Here is a 15,409-nt window from a genome sequence, read left to right on the forward strand (position 1 = left end):
ATGCGGCAAGCCGCTGCCGGTAAGCGCGGGGTCGGCGCGTGGGAAATGAGAATGAGACTGAAAGATGCCGGGTATCCGGTTAATTAATCCGCATGCCGGAAAATGAGGGTGGAGGAATGTGACGTGGGAAGCGGAAAGTTTTGGCTTGTTTTACTGTTTGCGGGGGGCCTTGGCTGGTTCCTCTTGGATGTTTGCCATCCCTCCGCCGCGGCCGCGGAACCGCCAAGCGCTTCGGATTGGGCCAATAAAGGGTTGGCTTTTTTCGGGACGAATCAGCCCCGGGAGGCCATAGATGCCTATTCCAAAGCGATAGAGCTTAATCCGAAAGACGCGGATACCTACCGCAACCGCGGGCTTGCCTACAGCAGTCTTGGCGACGGCAAGCGGGCGGTTGAAGATTACACCAAGGCGATAGAACTGAATCCGAAAGACGTGGCCGCCTACCGCAACCGGGCGTTCGCGCACGGCAGCCTTGGCGATTACGCACAGGCGATAAAAGATTTTGACATGGTTGCGGAGTTAGACCCAAAAGATGCGGATGTCTACCGCAACAGGGCATTCGCCTACGGCAACCTCGGCGATCACAGGCAGGCAATCAAGGATTTCGATAAAGCAATAGAACTGAACCAGAAAGACGTTGCCGCCTACCGCAACAGGGCGTTCGCCTACGGCAACCTGGGCGACCACAGGCAGGCGATAAAAGATTTCGATATGGCCGCGGAGATGGATCCGAAAGACCCCGATGTCTACCGCAACCGCGGGCTTGCATATGGCAACCTCGGCGACCACAAACAGGCGATTAAGGATTTCGATAGAGCGGTTGAGCTAAATCCAAAAGACGGGGATGCTTATCGCCACCGGGGACTCGCGTACAGAAGCCTAAGCGACGACAAGCGGGCAATCGAGGATTTTAACGAGGCAACGGCGTTAAATCCAAAAGACGTGGCGGCCTACCGCAACCGGGCGTTCGCGCATGGCCGTCTTGGCGACCACAGGCAGGCGATAAAAGATTTCGATATGACCGTGGAACTGGACCCGAAAGACCCCGATGTTTACCGCAACCGCGGGCTTGCATATGGCAACCTCGGCGACCACAAACAGGCGATCAAGGATTTCGATAAAGCGGTTGAGCTTAACCCGAAAGATGTGGCGGCCTACCGCAACCGGGCGTTCGCCTACGGCAACCTGGGCGACCACAAGCAGGCGATAAAAGATTTCGACATGGTCGCGGAACTGGATCCGAAAGACCCCGATGTCTACCGCAACAGGGCGTTCGCCTATGGCAACCTCGGCGACCACAAACAGGCGATCAAGGATTTCGATAAAGCGGTTGAGCTTAACCCGAAAGATGTGGCGGCCTACCGCAATCGCGGCTTTGCCTGCGTCAAGCTTGACGACAGCAAGCGGGCGATTGCCGATTTCAGCAAGGTTATCGAGTTAACGCCGAAAGACCCGGAAGCCTATCGCCGCCGCGGGATCACCTACAGCCGCACTGGAGATCACCGGCGGGCAATTGCGGATTTCGACAAGATGACGGAGCTTAACCCGGGAAGCCCGGATGGCTACACCCTTCGCGGGGCCGCTTACGCCGCCCTTGGCAAATACAAGCGGGCGTTCGATGATTTCAACAGGGCGGTGGAGCTAAACCCGAAAGACCCGGAAGCCCGCTACAACCGCGGACTCGCCTTCAACACCGTCGGCAAATTTCCGGAGGCGATTGAGGACATGAAAATCGCATCCCGGTCGGGGCATGAAGGCGCGCGGGAGTTTTTGGCAAAACAGGGGATAGCCTGGTAAATTACGTTTAATTCGCGCATCGGCCCGCCGGGCCGCGCCCCGGACGGCGAACCGCCCCTCCTACTCCCCTTCCGAATATTTGTGAAGTTTCACCTCGACCTTGTCCTCAAGGGAATCGTAATACTCTTTCAGTATCTCCAACACCTCAGGCCTGCTGAATTCCGCCGAGACCGGCTCGCCGTCCGACAGCATTTTGCGCAGCTTGGTGCCGCTCAACAGGATTCTGTCGTCCTTGCCGTGCGGGCAGGTGCGCATGGAGGCCATGCCGCCGCATTTCCGGCAGAAGAAGGTCCAGTCGATTTTCAGCGGCTGTATCAGCAGGGCGTTTTTGGGGATTTCGTCAAAGATTTTGTGCGCGTCGAACGGGCCGTAGTATTCGCCCACTCCCGCGTGGTCGCGTCCGATTATCAGGTGGGTGCAGCCGAAATTCTGGCGGAACAATGCGTGCAACAGCGCTTCGCGCGGCCCCGCATACCGCATATCCAGCGGGTATCCGCCCATGAGGTAGGTATTCGGCACGAAATATTTTTCCGTAAGGACGTTGATCGCCTTCACGCGGATGTGGGCGGGAATATCCCCCTCCTTCAGCTTTCCGACGAGTTGGTGGATGAAAACGCCGTCGCATATCTCGATGGCGATTTTGGCCAGATATTCGTGCGAGCGGTGCATCGGGTTTCTCAGTTGGAGGGCCGCCACCGTCTCCCACCCCTTTTCCATGAAAATCCGCCTGCTCTCCTCCGGCCGCATATACAGCCCCTTGAAGTTTTCGGGAAATCCCCCCTCGCTGAAGACCTTTACCGGCCCGCCCACATTCACCGGTTTTTGCGCCATGACGTTGGCGACGCCCGGATGCGCCTTATCGATAGTGCGGAAAACCTTTTCGCATTCGTACTCCAGGTCCGGCTCGTACATATCCTTGATAAGGATGCTTCCCATCAGCCCGCCGGTCTCATCGTCCACCAGCGCCGCTTCCGTGTTCTTCCGCAGCCCCTTCGCCTTCTCGCGCGAAACCGAAAGGGTGATCGGTATCGGCCAAAAAAGGCCGTCCGCCATTTTGTAATTGGCGCAAACCCCTTTCCAGTCGCGCTTCCCCATGAAACCGTGAAGCGGGGTAAACGCTCCTATTCCCATCATTATCAGGTCGCACGTTTCGCGCGAGGTCATGCGCAGTTGCGGCATCTTCTCCGCCTTGCCGCGCGCGGCCGCGAGTTTCGGGCCGCCGAGAAGCAGGGGCTTTAAATTTTTGGCGCCGTGGGGGGCTATGAGAGCGGACATGGTTTTACCTCCTCAACTGGTTTTGCCGTTTGACGCCGCGTAAATCATGGCGGCGGTGCGGTAGAGCATATGCGCGAACTTTGAGAACGGCAGATACGCGATAAGGAAAAAGACGAAAACAAGGTGCGTGAAATAGACCGGGTACGCCGCGGCGGGAATATCGGCGAGCCGGGCCGACTCCGCCAAAATGCCGGTTATGACGGCGGCGTATAGCGTCAAAATGAACGCCCAGTCCCGATACGAGGCTTTTCCCGTTTCCTCCGGCGCGGCCAGCCGCCGCGCGATGATGTAGCTCACGCCCGCGAACGCCGCCAGAGCGCCGGCGTTGCCGAGGAGCTTCACCGGGTCCCCCAGCGCCAGCGGGGTTTCCCTGCCGAGCAAATAGTGGTACAGCATCACGAGGTTTGTCGTGGCGAACAGCGCCAGAAATCCGAAGAAGGCCAGCAGGTGCCCGGTGTAGCGCGGCCTGTTTGTGCGGCATTGGGCGAACTTTTTGTGGAACAGGATGTCTTTGACGGCCCCAATAACCGCCGCCGCGTCCGGCGCTCCTTTTTCCGGATTGTTCCGCTTCATCCCCCCCCAGAATTTTTTAACGCCCAATGCCGAGGCGATAAGGGCGAAGAGCGCGGCGGGAATGAATATGGAATCGATGACCGCCAGCGGGAAGAAGCGCGAATAAACTATTTCCCCCTCCGGTATTGCAAGGCCGTTTGCATACAGCGCCGCAAGGAGCAGAACGGCGACGGGGAGGGCGAACAACGCCACGAGCGCGGCGGGGGATGAATGCATTCTTCCCAAAAACCCCGGCACGGCGTGTTCGGCAAATGAAAGATCGCGCACCGCCGCCAGCACTTCGGACGGTTTCGCGCCGCGCGGACAGTGCGCGGTGCAGTCGCCGCATTGGTGGCACAGCCAGACGTCCGGGTTATAAAACAGTTTGCCTTTCAGCCCCCACTGCGCCCAGATCATCTCCTTGCGCGGGAACGGCCTTTCGGATTGCGTCACATCGCAGACAACCGTGCAGGTGGCGCACTGAAAACATTTTTTCACGTCCTCTCCGCCCGCGCGTTTCAGCCGGGCGATGAACGCCAAATCCGGTTCCAGATATTCAGCCTGATCCATATATCACCTTAATCCGCGAATTCCTTGAACGGGTTCGGCCCCACCCGCTCGATGACCTTCATGAAATCGCCGATAATTCCCGGCAGCGCGTGCGCGTCGTTAATGGCGAGCGGGACGAAGCGTACCCGCTCCGGCTCCAGCGACATGCGCCCCAGCGTTTCCTCCAGCTTGGAGAGCCGCTCGGACGCAAGCTCGCTCCCCTTCATGTTGTGGCACTGGTATTCATCGCCGAATTTGCATCCGAAGAGCAGCACGCCGTCCAGCCCTTTGGCGAAAGCGTCGCTCAACCAGACCATGTTCAGCGAGCCGAGGCAGCGGAGGCCGATCACGCGGATGTGGGGGCTGAGCTTCAACCTGAGGTTCGCCGCCATGTCGAATGCGGGCATCGAATCGTTTTCGCAGGCGAGGATGAGGACGCGCGGCCTGTTTTCCTCCTCGCCGGGGACGCCAATCGCCTTTATCATCGCGCTGAACATATCCACGCTGTAATTCTTGAACGAGATGATCCTCTGCGGACAGGCCCCCATGCATGTTCCGCAACGCCGGCACCGCAGCGGATTCGGCCGCGGCGTCGATTTGGCGTCCTCGTCGTACATGCCATACGGGCACTCTTCCGTGCAGCGTTTGCATTGGGTACACCGCTCGAACGCTATTTCCGGGTAGCTGGTGTCGCCGGAGCGGGGGTGGGCCGATTTGCCGGCCGCCGCCAGGGTGATGCACTGTATCGCCTTCAGCGCCGCGCCCGCCGCGTCGGTCTGCGATTGCGCGGCATCCATGGGATGGCGCACCGTGCCCGCGGCGTAAATGCCGGTGCGGCGCGTTTCGTACGGGAAGCAGACGAAATGCGAATCGGGAAATCCGTAATTAAGTTCCGGAAGTTCCGGCCCCTGCCGGTAGGTGAGATTCAGCGCGCCGCCGTTTTTGGCGGCGCTCTCCATGCCGACGGCCAACACCGCCATATCCGCCCTCACGCGGACGGTTTCGCCCAGCAGCGTGTTTTTCACCGCGATCTCGACGCCGCCGCCCGCCGCGGCGGCAACGGATTCCACATCCCCCTTGGTCATAAACACGCCGTCGTCATCCTGCATTTTTTTGTAGAAGAACTCGTACTTTCCGGGGGTGCGCATATCCCGGTAGAAAATGTAAACCTTCGCGTCCGGGTTCTGCTCCCGGATATAGCGGGCCTGCTTCAGCGAGGTCATGCAGCAAAACGAGGAGCAATAGGGAAGATGCTTTTCATCGCGCGACCCCGCGCATTGGATGAAGGCTACGCTGGACGGCTCTTTCGAATCCGAAGGGCGGAGAATTTTCCCGGCGGCGGCGATTTCCTCGAACCGCGCGCTGGTGATGACGTTGTCAACCGTTCCGCCGCCGAGGTGCGCCAGTTTTGCAATATCGTATGGCTTGAACCCGGTCGCCTGGACGATTGCTCCGCACCTGACGGCCACATCTCCTTGCGGAGTTTCTATTTGCACGTCGAACTCGCCCGGCTGTCCCGATACGGAGCCGATTTCCGAAGAGAGGTATACCGTTATCGCTGGATGGTTGTTGACCTCGTCGGCCTTTGCCGCGATGCCTGTTTCCACCGGCTCCCATGCGCCGTCAACGGGAAAGCGTTTTTTCAGTTTTTGCAGGAAGCCGCCGAGAGCGGCCTCCTTTTCCACCAGCAGCACCCCCCGGCCGGCGTTCGCGGCGGCAAGGGCGGCGGTCATGCCGGTTATCCCGCCGCCGACCACCAATATTTTTTCATCCAGCGGCCGGATATACGGCTCCGGCTTTCCGGTCTTTTGCAGTTTTACGATCCCCATTTTGAGATAATCTTCCGCCAGCAGTTGGGTGTCGGCGTCGTTCGGCGCGGATACCCACACAGCCTCGCGCAGCGCGGTGCGCTCCACGATTACGTCTTTTCCGAAATCGAACCTGTCGACATAAACCCTGCCGGAGCAGGCGGCGATGAGAACGCGGTTTGTTCCTTCGGCAACTTCTTTACGCAGCATTTGCAGCCCGGCGTCGCCGCACAAAAACGGATGCCGCGCGGCATCCGGCAGGCCGAATTCCGCCGGTATTTTGGAAAGCTTGTCCACGTCCACCGACGCGCCGATATCGCAGCCGGTGCAGACATAAACCCGCATCGCGTTTCCTTGCGTCATGGCCGCCCCCCGTACACGGCTTTGAGGGCGGCGGCGGTGGCATCCATTATCGTTGAACTGACATCCTGCGGCAGCCGCGCGGTGCCGGCCGCATAAATCCCGCGGGCAAGACCTTCCGCGAAGAAGCCGTGCTCATCCGTTTTTAAACCGCCGACGCCATTGCGGGCGGACGGCTGCATGCCGGTGGCGATGACGAGCAGATCGGCCTTGTGCGTGATCTTCCTTCCCGCCAGCACATCCTCCGCCGTGATTATCACCCCGCCCGTTTCCGGGTCGTGCTCCGCCTTGGCGATCTTTCCCTTTATCAGCGTCACATTCGGATCGGCGGCGATTTTCTGATAAAACCGCTCATACTTCCCGGGGGTGCGGATGTCTATGTAATAGATGGAAATTTTGGCGTCCGGCGCGGCTTCGCGCACATAGGCCGCCTGCTTCAGCGAGGCGAGGCAGCAAACCGAGGAGCAATACGGCAGATGGTTTTCATCCCGCGATCCCGCGCACTGCGCGAAAACCACTTCGCGGATTTCCTTCCCGTCCGACGGGCGGAGGAGTTTCCCCTTTGTGGGGCCTTCCGGCGCGGCGAGCCGCTCCATCATGACGTTGCTTATCACGTTCGGCGATTGCCCATAGGAGAGGCCTTGCAGTTTCGCGCCGTTGTACGGCGCCCATCCGGTCGCCAAAACTATTGAATGCGCTTTCAACTCCAAAACGGTTTCCCGCGCGTCGAGGTCTATCGCGCCGTATTCGCAGACCTCCACGCACCTGTTGCATTGCTTTCCCCGGCACTCCTTCCGGCTTATGTTATACCGCTGCGGAAAGGCCATCGGGTGCGGCATGTAAATCGCCTTTGTTTTGCCCATGCCGTAGTTGTAATGGTCTTGCCGCTCGACGGGGCACGCTTCGGCGCATTTCCCGCACGCGGTGCAGTTGGCGTTCACCATTTGCGGCGGCAGCTTTACCCGCACGGTGAAATCGCCGTATTGACCGGAGATGTCCGCCACTTCCGCCCGCGCGTGAACGGTGATGTCCGGGTTTTCCCTGATGCGGCGGAAATTCAGTTCGAGGCCGCAATAGGGGGCGCAGAGCTTCGGGAAATATTTGTGCATCCGCGCGACCCTGCCGCCGAGGTGCGCCCGTTTTTCCAGCAGCACGGCTTTCGCGCCGCATTCGGCCGCTTCGACGGCGGCGGTAATACCGGCAATGCCGCCGCCGATCACCACTACCGGATATTTGGGGGTGGACGCCGCCATATAGCTCCGTGTTCCATTATTCTGATTTCAAAAAACCATCCCCTCCTTCGCAAGGAGGGGAAACAGGGGAGGTTTTTTAACCCCTCCCGCACCTCCCCTTGCAAAGGGGAGGATTTCATTTCTTTCCGGTATTACTCCACGTTTAACGCTCAATCAGTGCTAGTCCGGGATTATCTGCTTGTACTCGCGTTTGAAAACATCCCACTTGCCGGTCTTCGGGTCGTACTTCGAGTTCACGAAACAGCGCCAGTCCTGGTCGTTCAGCGCGAGAAAATCGCCGCGGTAGTAATAGCCGGGGTAGCGCGTCTCCTCCCTGAAATTGATGTGGCGGGCATGCGCCTCGGCCGCCCAGAGCCGGTGGTAGTTTTCCCACGCGCGCAGGAGTTCATGAAGATCGGCCGCTCCCAGCTTCGCGCTGTCCTCCTTCAGCAGTTCAAGGTGCTTCAGGCCCGCTTCCAGCATCGTCTTACTGGTCATATACCAGGTGGATATGCCGCCCACATACTCGTCCATGATTTTTTGCAGGCGCATCTGGAACATGTTGGGCTTGATGTAATTCGGGTTGACGTCCGGCGCGGTGCTGTAGTTCTTGTGCTGCGCGAAATTTTCCAGCGGCCGGTACACCTCGTACGCGAGATCGTCGGCGCTGGCGGCGACCGACGGCTTGTACCCGGCGTGATCCAGTATCCATGCGACCATCGATTTTCCGGCGATCCTCCCCTCCGCGTGCGAGCCGGAGGAAAACTTGTGGCCCGAAGCCCCCACGCCGTCGCCGGCCGTGAAAAGCCCGTTGACCGTCGTCATGCGGTTGTATCCCCAGCACCACTCCTTCGGCCCAAAGTCCTCCGGGCCGCTCACCCATACGCCCGCGCAACCGGCGTGCGAACCGAGAAGGTACGGTTCCGACGGCATGATCTCCGACGGCGTCTTCTCCGGCTCGATGTTATTGGCGGCCCAAACGCCGGCTTGGGCGATGGTCATGTCGAGGAAGTCCTCCCACGCCTCCGCCTCCAGATGCTTTATCTCCTTGGGCGTCATGGTCTGCGCCAGCTTTTGGAGGGCCGTGTGGGTATTCATCAGAATCGGCCCCTTGCCGAGCTTCATGTCCTCCATCATCATGTGGTTCCTGATGCAGGTGCCCAGCCGTTCCGCCCATTTGCCGTACAGTTTTTTGGCCGCCTCGAAGTGGGTGACGCAGTAGTCCTCGCCGAGCGAGTTGGTCGCCTTCGCCTTGAACAGCAGGAACCATGCGCCGACGGGGCCATAGCCGTCCTTGAACCGCGCCGGCACAAAGCGGTTTTCCATCATGGTCAGTTCCGCGCCGGCCTGCGCCATCATCGCGTAGGTGGATCCGGCGTTCCACACCGGGAACCACGCCCTTCCCTGGCCTTCGCCGGTGGAGCGGGTCTTGAACACGTTGACGCACCCGCCCGCGGCCGTCAACACGGCGTTCGCGCGGAATATGTATATCTTGTTTTCGCGCACGCTGAAGCCGACCGCCCCGGCGATGCGGTTTTCCTCTTTGTCGTCCATGAGAAGTTTCACGATAAAGACCCGTTCAAAGAGGTTCTGCGCCTCGCCGGTTTCCAGCCGGTTTTCCTCCAGCGCCTTTTTGGCGGCCTCGGCGACGATGACCTTGTACGATTCGCCGTTGATCATTATCTGCCACGGGCCGGACCGCACCGGTTTGCCGCCGTCGCGCAGCGATTTGCCTTTGTACGCGCCGTCGTGGGTCTTCCCCTCGTCGTCGGTTTTCCAGACGGGAAGCCCCCAGTCCTCGAAAAGGTGGACGCTGTCGTCCACATGCCTGCCGAGGTCGTACACGAGGTCTTCGCGGATGATTCCCATGAGGTCGCCGCGAACCATCTTCACGTAGTCCTCCGGCTTTTTCTCGCCGAGGTATGTGTTGATGGCCGAAAGCCCCATCGCCACCGCGCCGCTCCGGTCGGCGGCGGCCTTGTCGACCATGGTGATTTTTAATTTTTTCCCTTTGGCCCAGCGGCACGCCTCGTACACCGCCCCGCAGGATGCCATGCCGCCGCCTATGGCGAGGAAATCGGTTTCAACTTCGACAATCTCCGGCTTTTGGATATGCTTGAAATCGGCCATTTTGATTTCCCCTTTTTACTGTTTGCCCGGCACCGGCAGTTTCACGCCGCTTCCCTGATGGGTGAAAAAGCCTGGGTTTTTTATGTTTTTTAAATCGGCTTCCGGCATCCCCCCCCAGAGGTCTATCGACCCTTCCGGCGTGGTCCGTATCGGGAATTTGAAGCGCTTGATCGATCCGTTGCGGAACTTCACCGTCCACATTATCGAATCGCTCGCTCGCAGCGGCAGGACGGATGCGTTGAGCGGGACGAAATCGGCATAGCCCCGGACCTCTATCGCCTGCTGCGGACAGATTTTCACGCAGTTGTAGCATTCCCAGCACTGCTCCGGTTCCTGATTGAAAGCCTTCATCCGCTCTTTGTCGAGCTTCATCAGGTTGTGGGGACAAATGTACATGCAGGCGGTCTTGTCGCGCCCCTTGCAGCCATCGCATTTGTCCGAAATTACAAAACTCGGCATTTGTGAAAACCCTCCCCAAAAAAATTTAAGGCCGGTACCTTATCCCGCGCCGCGGCTCTTTACCCGTTATGGCCGCGCGGCATGTTTTTTCCCCGGCGATTTCCCATAACCCTCAAGCCTGATGGACACTATTTCCGCGCAATAATAATGCCAACGTGTCGTAGGGTGTTTGTATTTTGAAAAACAATGGAAGCCCGCATAATTCAATGAGCTGTAAACCGGCGGACGGATCAAAAAAATTTTACGCCTTCAAGGCGCATGGCGTTGAAGCCGCCCTTATGGCGAAAATACCATTCAATTTTTCAAACGCAATACAGATTTAATCGTAACCCGCAAGCAGCGGGGAGGATTTGAAGAACCGCTATCCGCAAGGGGTTTTTTCAAACGAGGGTCTGTCGATGCGGGCGGATATTATGGTGGTGAAAATAGGTATAATCAGCGTTATGCGGATTGGCGGATGGAATCGTCCATAGCGGCGGAAAGCGACATGATACATTTTAAACTTTTGAAAGAAAACGAACGAACGCCCGCATCCCATAAAGGAACCGGGGTGTGGATTAACTCCCGGAACATAAGCGTGGATATCGGACAAAACCCCGTGCTCCTTCTGCGCGCGGCCGACGGTTCCCTTGGCGCGGCCATCAGCTCGAACGGCAGCGCGAACGGTTACACGCACACGGTATCCGGCCTTCTGAACAGCGCGCTGGAGAGGTTTTCCCGCGGGGGATTTTCCGCCGCGTCACTGGAGGCCGTCCTGCTGGGAGGGGCGGACAACTCCCGGTGGAAATGGGACCGGATGCTGGCCATCGCCCGGAAGGCGTCCCTGAACCTCAAGCGGCACGATGAGGGGGGGCTGTACTACCGGGAGGTTCACTTCGATCCAAAAGCCGGTCATGCGGCCGTATTCAGGAAGAAGGCCAATCCGCACGACTGGAATCCCGCCTCCGCCCGGCTTTCGCTCGAATCGGGAACCAAGGGATTCAGCGAGGGGCACGCGGGGGGAGTGGTGGCGAACGCCACGCGCTTTTTCAGGGAAAAAACCACGTTCACGGCGTTGCGGGAAGTGGTCATCCCGCGGCACCTTGCTGAAACGCCGGATGAGCCTTTTCTTTTCTGGAGCGCCGCATGCAGCGGCGGGGCGGAGGCCTACTCCTATGCCATGTACATCCACCGGACGCTTGCCCGTCTCAAGGCGGCCTGCCCGTTCAAGGTGTTCGCGACGGACATAAACCAGAAACTTGTTGAAGGCGCGAAAATCGGCGAATACAAGGCGGGTAAAAACGACCTCAGGGATTACCGGGCGTATTTCCAGCGGTACGGCGCGCTGGATGGCGACACGATGCGGTTCGGAAAGGAAATACAGCGCTTCATCTCGTTCAATACCTTCGATCTTAAGCGGAAGCCGCGCAAAAAAGGGTTCCGCATGGTGGTCTGCGCGAACGTGTTTCAATATTACGATGATGAGGCGCGGACGCATTTCCTTGAGAACTTCATATCCGCGGCGGCGCGGCCCGGCTATATATTCGTCGGGCCGGTGAAAGAGCATATCGTGCGGACGCTGGGGCTGGGGAAACTCGCCAAGTACAAAATGTTATTGGTGGAATAATTCCTTCCCCAAATGTATGGGTTTTGGCGATTTAAGCCGTCATGTTACTTTCGGCCGCGGATCCGGCCACTCAATCTCAATGCTGCCGGGGTAGTCGTCCAAACAGGGGAGGCAACGTTCATTTTCATGGATAATCGCGCCATACCGCAGACAAACGGCAACCATTTCCCCCGCTTCCAATCCCACATTTTGCATGGGACATTCAATGACATCATCCTCGTTAAACCCATCGCAATGAGTGCCACTGGCAACCTGTATCTTCATCGCCGCCCCCTCCATCTTTTTGTAACGTCTTTCCGGAAAATACGCAAGCCATGCGGTAACCATGTGTATCCGTGATTATTCTAACATCAGAACCAATCATCAATGATGGCCGTTTATTCGCCCGATTTTAATATCGGGTCACTCCAGGCACTCCACGCACTCGCGGCAAAACCCGCCCACCATGGGATTATGCTCCCAAAAGCTGATTCCCAGCAGATACTTGCCGCTTTCTTCGCTGATGTTCCGCACGGCCGCGGCCAGTTGGTTCACGGCCGCGCCGTTGGGGAGGGTGAACGAAAGATGGAGTTTTGCCCCCACGCCAATGCCGTTTATCGCATCGAGGCCGACCCGGGCGCCATCGGCGGAGATGTCCAGCACCGCCCCCGTTTTGCACACCGATCCGCCGTTTTCGGATATACGCGCGGGAGAGACGATGCTGATCCGCTCGTTGCTCCGCAAGTTATAGCGTTGCACCTCGTCCGGATACTCCAGCACCAGAATCGGCGGCTGGCTATGCACCCGCATCAACGTCGTTTTGAACGCGTACACCGATCCGCCGGAAAGAAACCGCACGGTCAGCGGCGCATTATGCTCGAAGCCGGCGGCGGCATACCCCTTGGGCATGTCGGCGAGAAGAAAACTGGTCTCCGGCAGGATGGAAAGACGGGGCTTTCCCCCCAAGATGTTGGCGGTGATATATTCCGCCTTCGCCCCCCGCAACTGGCTGTGGTAGCGCTTTTCCTTCCATTCAATGACCAGCGGGTCGCCGACATCGCAGAACTTTTCCACCGGATTGTTGGCGGTGAAAAACGTGGCAACCCCCGCCGGAGGTTTGCGTGGCGCGTTCATCCCAACCCGTTATAAATTGCGCGCCCAGCCGCCACCGCAATCAAGAATACCCAAATGTTTCTTCCCACCGTCAAATTCCCGCATGAGGTTGTTAAATAGATGATTCAGCCAGTTCAAATGGCTTTGCCCGTCTATTCCGGTACGATTAATACGTAATATACTATAACACTATGAAAATGGTTAGGCAATCATCGCGCGGTTAGTGCTCCTCGCGCGCGAGGGCGCGGGCGCCCATCCGGATCGGCACCACCGTCGCCAGCGCGGTGAGGCCGACGACGATGGCGTAACAGGCGTAGACTTCCCAGCCGCCCACCTCCCGGCTCAGGAATTTTTCGGAAAAATGGACCCAGACCGGCCGTACGCCGAACATCACTATGACGCCGAGGTAGCCGAGCGCGAGGATCATGTAATAAATCGCGCCGGTGGAAACGCCGACCTCGGCGATGTTCTCATGCTCGAACACCGGATAGACCGCCCCCAGCCCGATGCCAAGGCCGGTCAACCCCACCGTGATGAAGAAAATCCCCCCGGCGGAAATCGCCATGAGGTACGGGTCGACATCGAGAAAAGAATTGCTGACCACCACCAGCGTTTCCGCCAAAAGGAGCAGCGGCGCGAGGTAGAAGAAAAACTTGGTCCAAAGGTATTGGGAAAAATCGACCGGCGCGCACTTGATAAGCCAAAAACTCCGCGCCTCGATGGAGGTGCTGGTGAAAACAAAGCGTACCGCGATGGCGGCCAGCACCACGCCGGCCAGCCCGATATTCATCACCGACACGAAATTCTTGAGGAAAAGCGAGTCCATCGGCAGCGAGCGGATGTTGAAAATATAGACCGCCACCAGCGCGGCAAGCATGAATATCTGCGTCCACTGCGCCGGATCGCGCCAGAACAGCCGCATGTCCTTCATGATGATTGTCCGCAGCGGCGGCTTGAGCCACCGCAGCCGCTCCTCCAGCCGGGGATAGAAGCGGCTGGCCCGCCGCCCCCGCACTCCCTCCCGCCCGGTGTAGGCGATGGACCATCCGCGGTAATACACGCGCGACACGCCGAAAAAGACGAACGCCAGCAGCGCCGCCGCGGCGGCCCACGCCACGAGCGTCCAGAACCACATCTCGCCGAAATTGCCTTTTGTGCCGGCATCCAGCGCGGAGGTGAGCCATGTGCTGGGCAGCCACGGGTAGGACGGCACTTTCAACTGTTCCACATACGCCTGTATTTGCGCCACCGGTATCTTCCTGCCCAGGAACTTCTCCGGCTGCATGAACCGGAAAAACATCACGAGGCTTCCCATGAACACCAGCCCGATGATGGAAAGGAACTGGTAGGTCTTGCGCGCGGGGAACCACCGCATCAGCAGCATGGTGACCGCCGTGCCGAGCGCCGCCGGAATGAGGATGAACGGCATGAGCGCCAAAAACATCAGCGGGTAATAGAGCGGCGGCGCGCCGTAACACTCGCCCAGCGACACGAAAATCGGCAGGCCGAAGACGAACAGCATCCACGAACTGTTGATGGTGGTCTGCTGAAAACGCTGGGCGAATATCGAACGCATGCCGATGGGCGAGGCTATCAGCAGATCGAGGTCTTTCGAAAGATAAAATGTGCTGATGGCGGCGATGATATTGGAGAAGGTCAGCATGGAAAAAAAGGTGAGGCAGATCACCATGAGGAACTGGGGGATAAGGATGTCGGCCAGCTCCAGCGGCAGGGTGAGGATATAGGCGATCACCCGGCGGAAAAAGAGGTAGTCGCCGGCGATGAAGGCTGTCGCCAGCAGCGCGAGCAGGATCATCCCGTTGCGCTGGTGGCGCGTGGCGCGGGTGATGCCGTTCCACAGGATGCGGCGGCGGACCGCGCTCAGCAGCAGGTAGCCTTCCATGCCGGGTATTATACCCCGGCGCGCACCGTTAAAATCTGGCGCGCGCCTCATGCGCCACCACCGAGGCCAGTGACAGCCTGCGGGCGTGGCGCAACTGTATGCCGGTTAACGCCCCCTCTTCGATGAGGCGGCGCACGGTCGATTCGGATACCCCCCACCGCCGCGCCACCTGTAACACCGTAAGGAATTTTGGAGCCGGGGTATCGGCGGGAGCGGCGGCCATCCCCTTTTCGGCTGCTTCCGGCGCTGAAGAGAGAGCCTTTTCCCCCTCCCTCCCCCGCGCCGATTCCTTGACCGCCCCCTTCCGGACACCAGTTGCAATAACATTACCTGTTTTCATACCTGATCCTCCTTGCCAGCCATTCTATGTGCATATACGCACATTTGTCAATACCAATAATGTGCCTTTTGGCTAACTTATTAATTCTTCACAGCATAATTTATCAATCAGATAGAAGTAATTAGAGAAACTGAAGGTGCGACGACCCCGAATTCAAGAAATTAACCCGGTAGATACGGTCTTGCGCGTCAAGCGGTTTTCATGTGCAATTTCGGGTTAAAGGCGGTTTTGTTTTTAAGTATGCCGTAGGCGATGTGCAGCAGTTTCCGCATGACGGCGATAAGGGCCACTTTTTTCGGTTTTCCC

The 15,409-nt window shown here is 58.6% G+C and carries 13 protein-coding genes; 2 read left to right on the plus strand and 11 right to left on the minus strand.

Features of this window, described 5'->3' with window-relative positions; all coding sequences use genetic code 11:
• Positions 1 to 123: 123 nt before the first annotated feature.
• A complete protein-coding gene (locus HZA03_00895; GenBank protein MBI5636505.1) occupies positions 124 to 1,797 on the plus strand; it encodes a tetratricopeptide repeat protein in 1,674 nt (557 codons plus the stop codon).
• Positions 1,798 to 1,857: 60 nt separating this feature from the next.
• On the opposite strand, the gene sat is transcribed toward HZA03_00895, so the two are convergent.
• The 6 genes from sat to aprB form a co-directional block, all read right to left on the minus strand.
• On the minus strand, positions 1,858 to 3,072 hold the full coding sequence (gene sat / locus HZA03_00900; GenBank protein ID MBI5636506.1) for a sulfate adenylyltransferase: 1,215 nt from the start codon (positions 3,070 to 3,072) through the stop codon (positions 1,858 to 1,860).
• 12 nt (positions 3,073 to 3,084) lie between these two features.
• The gene (gene qmoC / locus HZA03_00905; protein ID MBI5636507.1) at positions 3,085 to 4,194 is read right to left on the minus strand and encodes a quinone-interacting membrane-bound oxidoreductase complex subunit QmoC; all 1,110 of its coding nucleotides are present in this window, start codon (positions 4,192 to 4,194) and stop codon (positions 3,085 to 3,087) included.
• A gap of 8 nt (positions 4,195 to 4,202) precedes the next feature.
• Positions 4,203 to 6,344 (minus strand): hydrogenase iron-sulfur subunit, encoded by a 2,142-nt coding sequence (locus HZA03_00910; protein MBI5636508.1) that lies wholly within the window; start codon positions 6,342 to 6,344, stop codon positions 4,203 to 4,205.
• Complete coding sequence (locus tag HZA03_00915; GenBank protein MBI5636509.1) at positions 6,341 to 7,594, minus strand: CoB--CoM heterodisulfide reductase iron-sulfur subunit A family protein; 1,254 nt, start codon at positions 7,592 to 7,594, stop codon at positions 6,341 to 6,343. The genes HZA03_00910 and HZA03_00915 overlap by 4 nt, the downstream gene beginning before the upstream one ends.
• Positions 7,595 to 7,753: 159 nt before the next feature.
• Entirely contained in the window at positions 7,754 to 9,703 is a 1,950-nt protein-coding gene (locus HZA03_00920; GenBank protein ID MBI5636510.1) for an adenylyl-sulfate reductase subunit alpha, read from the minus strand.
• Positions 9,704 to 9,718: 15 nt separating this feature from the next.
• Positions 9,719 to 10,162 (minus strand): adenylyl-sulfate reductase subunit beta, encoded by a 444-nt coding sequence (aprB, locus tag HZA03_00925; GenBank protein ID MBI5636511.1) that lies wholly within the window; start codon positions 10,160 to 10,162, stop codon positions 9,719 to 9,721.
• A gap of 577 nt (positions 10,163 to 10,739) precedes the next feature.
• On the opposite strand from aprB, the gene HZA03_00930 reads away from it, so the two are divergent.
• On the plus strand, positions 10,740 to 11,768 hold the full coding sequence (locus HZA03_00930; protein MBI5636512.1) for a hypothetical protein: 1,029 nt from the start codon (positions 10,740 to 10,742) through the stop codon (positions 11,766 to 11,768).
• A gap of 39 nt (positions 11,769 to 11,807) precedes the next feature.
• Here HZA03_00930 and HZA03_00935 read toward each other — a convergent pair whose 3' ends face one another.
• From HZA03_00935 to HZA03_00955, 5 genes are all read right to left on the minus strand, one after another.
• A complete protein-coding gene (locus tag HZA03_00935) occupies positions 11,808 to 12,032 on the minus strand; it encodes a hypothetical protein (protein ID MBI5636513.1) in 225 nt (74 codons plus the stop codon).
• A 138-nt stretch (positions 12,033 to 12,170) separates the two neighbouring features.
• The gene (locus tag HZA03_00940; GenBank protein MBI5636514.1) at positions 12,171 to 12,881 is read right to left on the minus strand and encodes a flagellar brake protein; all 711 of its coding nucleotides are present in this window, start codon (positions 12,879 to 12,881) and stop codon (positions 12,171 to 12,173) included.
• Between the two features lie 199 nt (positions 12,882 to 13,080).
• Complete coding sequence (locus tag HZA03_00945; GenBank protein ID MBI5636515.1) at positions 13,081 to 14,763, minus strand: hypothetical protein; 1,683 nt, start codon at positions 14,761 to 14,763, stop codon at positions 13,081 to 13,083.
• A gap of 28 nt (positions 14,764 to 14,791) precedes the next feature.
• Complete coding sequence (locus HZA03_00950) at positions 14,792 to 15,103, minus strand: helix-turn-helix domain-containing protein (GenBank protein MBI5636516.1); 312 nt, start codon at positions 15,101 to 15,103, stop codon at positions 14,792 to 14,794.
• A 188-nt stretch (positions 15,104 to 15,291) separates the two neighbouring features.
• Positions 15,292 to 15,409, minus strand: a 118-nt coding sequence (locus HZA03_00955) for an IS110 family transposase (GenBank protein ID MBI5636517.1), incomplete at its 5' end; no start/stop codon positions are given.

Source organism: Nitrospinota bacterium, from assembly GCA_016217735.1.
Taxonomy (GTDB): Bacteria; Nitrospinota_A; UBA7883; order JACRGQ01; family JACRGQ01; genus JACRGQ01.